Genomic DNA, 6084 nt, shown 5'->3' with positions numbered 1-6084 from the left:
GTTCACGCGCTGGACCCTTGATTTTCCGGGGTTGGTGGTTGCGACACGCCCGGGATGTGTGGGGGTTTGGACGTTGGGCGGGTGGTGCCTGTAATGTTCTTTCTTGTCACCACAACGGTGCGGCGGAGCGAAGCTTCACCGGCCTCAAGCTGACCAGCCTCCAAGTCCTCGAGTTGCCTACACGGCCTCGGACCAAGTGGGTTGCGAACACTGATCCACATGGTGTAGCGTCATGGCTCGTTGCGAAAGCGACACCGGCTCCTTACGGGGGTTGAAGAGCGGTGGTCTTACATGGTGAAGATCGGTGCTAAGGTTTCACAGCTGCCTCGGACGATGGCCTTTATATAGGTCGGGTTCTGGGTGCGTTTGGTCCTTGAGAACTCAACAGCGTGCACATTGTCAAATGCCAAATTATACCCTGGCATCGTGATGAACTTCGGTTCTGAGTGGTGTTTAGGTTTCTTTGAGATTGATGGACAACAACAATCGTCAGATTGTTTTGTTCTTTGGTCAGCATCAAATTCAGCAGATCCGGCCTTTTTCCGGTTGGTCTGTTTTTTCTTTTACGGAGAGTTTGATCCTGGCTCAGGACGAACGCTGGCGGCGTGCTTAACACATGCAAGTCGAACGATGAACTCCAGCTTGCTGGGGGGATTAGTGGCGAACGGGTGAGTAACACGTGAGTAACCTGCCCTTGACTCTGGGATAAGCGCTGGAAACGGCGTCTAATACCGGATACGAGCTTCAGCCGCATGGCTAGGAGTTGGAAAGAATTTCGGTCAAGGATGGACTCGCGGCCTATCAGCTAGTTGGTGAGGTAATGGCTCACCAAGGCGACGACGGGTAGCCGGCCTGAGAGGGTGACCGGCCACACTGGGACTGAGACACGGCCCAGACTCCTACGGGAGGCAGCAGTGGGGAATATTGCACAATGGGCGAAAGCCTGATGCAGCAACGCCGCGTGAGGGATGACGGCCTTCGGGTTGTAAACCTCTTTTAGTAGGGAAGAAGCGAAAGTGACGGTACCTGCAGAAAAAGCACCGGCTAACTACGTGCCAGCAGCCGCGGTAATACGTAGGGTGCAAGCGTTGTCCGGAATTATTGGGCGTAAAGAGCTCGTAGGCGGTTTGTCGCGTCTGCTGTGAAATCTGGGGGCTCAACCCCCAGCCTGCAGTGGGTACGGGCAGACTAGAGTGCGGTAGGGGAGATTGGAATTCCTGGTGTAGCGGTGGAATGCGCAGATATCAGGAGGAACACCGATGGCGAAGGCAGATCTCTGGGCCGTAACTGACGCTGAGGAGCGAAAGCGTGGGGAGCGAACAGGATTAGATACCCTGGTAGTCCACGCCGTAAACGTTGGGAACTAGATGTGGGGACCATTCCACGGTCTCCGTGTCGCAGCTAACGCATTAAGTTCCCCGCCTGGGGAGTACGGCCGCAAGGCTAAAACTCAAAGGAATTGACGGGGGCCCGCACAAGCGGCGGAGCATGCGGATTAATTCGATGCAACGCGAAGAACCTTACCAAGGCTTGACATATACCGGAAACGGCCAGAGATGGTCGCCCCGCAAGGTCGGTATACAGGTGGTGCATGGTTGTCGTCAGCTCGTGTCGTGAGATGTTGGGTTAAGTCCCGCAACGAGCGCAACCCTCGTTCTATGTTGCCAGCACGTTATGGTGGGAACTCATAGGAGACTGCCGGGGTCAACTCGGAGGAAGGTGGGGATGACGTCAAATCATCATGCCCCTTATGTCTTGGGCTTCACGCATGCTACAATGGCCGGTACAAAGGGCTGCGATACCGTAAGGTGGAGCGAATCCCAAAAAGCCGGTCTCAGTTCGGATTGGGGTCTGCAACTCGACCCCATGAAGTCGGAGTCGCTAGTAATCGCAGATCAGCAACGCTGCGGTGAATACGTTCCCGGGCCTTGTACACACCGCCCGTCAAGTCATGAAAGTCGGTAACACCCGAAGCCAGTGGCCTAACCCCTTGTGGGATGGAGCTGTCGAAGGTGGGATCGGTGATTAGGACTAAGTCGTAACAAGGTAGCCGTACCGGAAGGTGCGGCTGGATCACCTCCTTTCTAAGGAGCATGTACCAGCCCTGCTGTTTACACAGGGATCATCTGGTCAAGTCAGTACTAGAGCGAATGTCTCTGGCTGGCGCTCATGGGTGGAACATTGACAATGGTCGTTTTGTGACGGCGCAGTGCTTAGTACGATCTCTTCGGAGGTCTGGAACGGTGTGGCGCACAAGCCGAACGGTATGCACGCTGTTGGGTCCTGAGGGACCAAGCTTCCACGCTCTTCGGGGTGTGGGGTTTTACCTCTGGGCCAGGAAAGTCCTGCATGTATCGCAGGGTGATTCTGGTGCCGCCCGTATTTTGAGAACTACACAGTGGACGCGAGCATCTTAGTCGCAAATCATGAGCTGGCCCTTTAGGGGGTTGGTGACCGGGTTTGTGATACTAAGTGCAATTTCTTAGACCAACTCAGCCTTCGGTTGGGTTGGCGAATGAGATAACACTGAGCTGCCAGCTTTGGCTGGTGGCAACTTTGTGGTCAAGTTTCTAAGAGCAAACGGTGGATGCCTTGGCATCTGGAGCCGAAGAAGGACGTAGAAATCTGCGATAAGCCTCGGGGAGCTGATAATCGAGCCCTGATCCGAGGATTTCCGAATGGGGAAACCCCGCCAGGCGTTTTGACCTGGTGACTCCCGCCTGAATATATAGGGCGGGTAGAGGGAACGTGGGGAAGTGAAACATCTCAGTACCCACAGGAAGAGAAAACAACAGTGATTCCGTGAGTAGTGGCGAGCGAAATCGGAAGAGGCTAAACCGGTCATGTGTGATAGACGGCGGTCGTTGCATGGTCGGGGTTGTGGGACCCGTTGTCCTGTTCTGCCGGACAGGAACAGTTACAGCGCAGTATAGGCGAACAGCTTTGAATGGCTGGTCATAGAGGGTGCGAACCCCGTAGCCGAAATGCTGGCGCTGGCTGAATGGGGATCCCAAGTAGCTCGGGGCCCGAGAAATCCCGTGTGAATCTGTCAGGACCACCTGATAAGCCTAAATACTCCCAGATGACCGATAGCGGACAAGTACCGTGAGGGAAAGGTGAAAAGTACCCCGGGAGGGGAGTGAAATAGTACCTGAAACCGTTTGCTTACAAACCGTTGGAGCCTCCTTGTAGGGGTGACAGCGTGCCTTTTGAAGAATGAGCCTGCGAGTTAGCGATATGTGGCGAGGTTAACCCGTGTGGGGTAGCCGTAGCGAAAGCGAGTCTTAAGAGGGCGATCCAGTCGCATGTCCTAGACCCGAAGCGAAGTGATCTATCCATGGCCAGGTTGAAGCGACGGTAAGACGTCGTGGAGGACCGAACCCACTTCAGTTGAAAATGGAGGGGATGAGCTGTGGATAGGGGTGAAAGGCCAATCAAACTTCGTGATAGCTGGTTCTCTCCGAAATGCATTTAGGTGCAGCGTTGCGTGTTTCTTGCCGGAGGTAGAGCTACTGGATGGCCGATGGGGCCCAAAAGCTTACTGACGTCAGCCAAACTCCGAATGCCGGTAAGTGAGAGCGCAGCAGTGAGACGGTGGGGGATAAGCTTCATCGTCGAGAGGGAAACAACCCAGACTACCAACTAAGGTCCCTAAGCGTGTGCTAAGTGGGAAAGGATGTGGAGTTGCATAGACAACCAGGAGGTTGGCTTAGAAGCAGCCACCCTTGAAAGAGTGCGTAATAGCTCACTGGTCAAGTGATTCCGCGCCGACAATGTAACGGGGCTCAAGCACACCACCGAAGTTGTAGATTTCGTATTATAGACAAGCCTTCGTGGTTCAGTCGTACGGAGTGGTAGGAGAGCGTCGTGTGGCCAGTGAAGCGGCGGTGTAAACCAGCCGTGGAGGCCACACGAGTGAGAATGCAGGCATGAGTAGCGAAAGACGGGTGAGAAACCCGTCCTCCGAAAGACCAAGGGTTCCAGGGCCAGGTTAATCCGCCCTGGGTAAGTCGGGACCTAAGGCGAGGCCGACAGGCGTAGTCGATGGACAACGGGTTGATATTCCCGTACCGGCGAAGAACCGCCCAAGCTAATCCAGTGGTGCTAAGAGTCCTAACCCGGCTGAGCGGATCCCTTCGGGGTGATGCCGGCCGGTCTAACGCTCGACCCCATGCTGGTGCGGTTAGCGTATTAACAGGTGTGACGCAGGAAGGTAGCTGAGCCAGGCGATGGTATCCGTAAGGTGAACCTGGTGTAAGGATGTAGGGCTGACGATAGGCAAATCCGTCGTCAATGTGCCTGAGACCCGATGCGTACCCCGATTGGGGGAAATCAGTGATCCTATGCTGCCGAGAAAAGCATCGACGCGAGGTTCAAGCCGCCCGTACCCCAAACCGACTCAGGTGGTCAGGTAGAGAATACCAAGGAGATCGAGAGAATCGTGGTTAAGGAACTCGGCAAAATGCCCCCGTAACTTCGGGAGAAGGGGGGCCGGAACCGTGATGGGATTTACTCCCGGAGCGGGAAAGGCCGCAGAGACCAGTGGGAAGCGACTGTTTACTAAAAACACAGGTCCGTGCCAAGTCGCAAGACGATGTATACGGACTGACGCCTGCCCGGTGCTGGAAGGTTAAGAGGAAGGGTTAGCGCAAGCGAAGCTCAGAATTTAAGCCCCAGTAAACGGCGGTGGTAACTATAACCATCCTAAGGTAGCGAAATTCCTTGTCGGGTAAGTTCCGACCTGCACGAATGGCGTAACGACTTCCCAGCTGTCTCAACCGCGAACTCGGCGAAATTGCACTACGAGTAAAGATGCTCGTTACGCGCAGCAGGACGGAAAGACCCCGTGACCTTTACTACAGCTTGGTATTGGTGTTCGGAGTGGCTTGTGTAGGATAGGTGGGAGACTGTGAAGCTTGGACGCTAGTTCAGGTGGAGTCATTGTTGAAATACCACTCTGGTCACTTTGGATATCTAACTACGAACCGTGATCCGGTTCTGGGACAGTGCCTGGTGGGTAGTTTAACTGGGGCGGTTGCCTCCTAAAGAGTAACGGAGGCGCCCAAAGGTTCCCTCAACCTGGTTGGCAATCAGGTGTCGAGTGTAAGTGCACAAGGGAGCTTGACTGTGAGACTGACAAGTCGAGCAGGGACGAAAGTCGGGACTAGTGATCCGGCAGTGGCTTGTGGAAGCGCTGTCGCTCAACGGATAAAAGGTACCTCGGGGATAACAGGCTGATCTTGCCCAAGAGTCCATATCGACGGCATGGTTTGGCACCTCGATGTCGGCTCGTCGCATCCTGGGGCTGGAGTAGGTCCCAAGGGTTGGGCTGTTCGCCCATTAAAGCGGTACGCGAGCTGGGTTTAGAACGTCGTGAGACAGTTCGGTCCCTATCCGCTGCGCGCGTAGGAAATTTGAGAAGATCTATCCCTAGTACGAGAGGACCGGGATGGACGAACCTCTGGTGTGTCAGTTGTCCTGCCAAGGGCACCGCTGATTAGCTACGTTCGGAACGGATAACCGCTGAAAGCATCTAAGCGGGAAGCCGGCTTCGAGATGAGATTTCCATACCCTTCGGGGTGAGAGGCTCCCAGCTAGACTACTGGGTTGATAGGCCGGATGTGGAAGTGGGGACTAACGACCCATGGAGCTGACCGGTACTAATAAGCCGATAACTTGACAACACTCTTCCCTTGTAGAGGGGAAGAAAGATTGCTTCGCGTCCACTATGTGGTTCCCGGAAGACGGTCGGTAACGACCCGTTCTTTACGGAAACACCCCGCCACCAGGCACCGTTCCCTGGTGCGGGACAACAGAACAGACAAGTCCCATCACCTCGTGGTGGGCATGGTCTGGAACAGACTTCACCACATGCCCTTGGGGTGTGTGTGTGGTAAATGTTTCGGCGGCCATAGCGAGAGGGAAACGCCCGGTCCCATTCCGAACCCGGAAGCTAAGACTCTCAGCGCCGATGGTACTGCAAGGGGGACCTTGTGGGAGAGTAGGACACCGCCGGACTCCCTTTAGTGCCCAGCATGACTGGCACACCGAAAGGCCCCTCCACAGGAGGGGCCTTTCGTGTTT

3 rRNA genes are annotated in these 6084 nt (G+C 55.1%); all 3 read left to right on the top strand.

Going from position 1 to position 6084, the window contains the following annotated elements:
• Nucleotides 1–562: 562 nt before the first annotated feature.
• The 3 genes from IFT45_RS16560 (at nucleotide 563) to rrf (ending at nucleotide 6018) form a co-directional block, all read left to right on the top strand.
• A 16S ribosomal RNA gene (locus IFT45_RS16560) occupies nucleotides 563–2084 on the top strand.
• A gap of 476 nt (nucleotides 2085–2560) precedes the next feature.
• Nucleotides 2561–5684, top strand: a 23S ribosomal RNA gene (locus IFT45_RS16555).
• 217 nt (nucleotides 5685–5901) lie between these two features.
• A 5S ribosomal RNA gene (rrf, locus tag IFT45_RS16550) occupies nucleotides 5902–6018 on the top strand.
• Together the 16S, 23S and 5S rRNA genes form the textbook arrangement of a ribosomal RNA operon.
• The last annotated feature ends 66 nt before the right edge of the window (nucleotides 6019–6084 follow it).

It is taken from the genome of Frigoribacterium sp. CFBP 13707 (genome assembly GCF_014842245.1).
Taxonomy (GTDB): Bacteria; Actinomycetota; Actinomycetes; order Actinomycetales; family Microbacteriaceae; genus Frigoribacterium; species Frigoribacterium endophyticum.
This window is presented reverse-complemented; position numbering and strand designations above follow the sequence as displayed.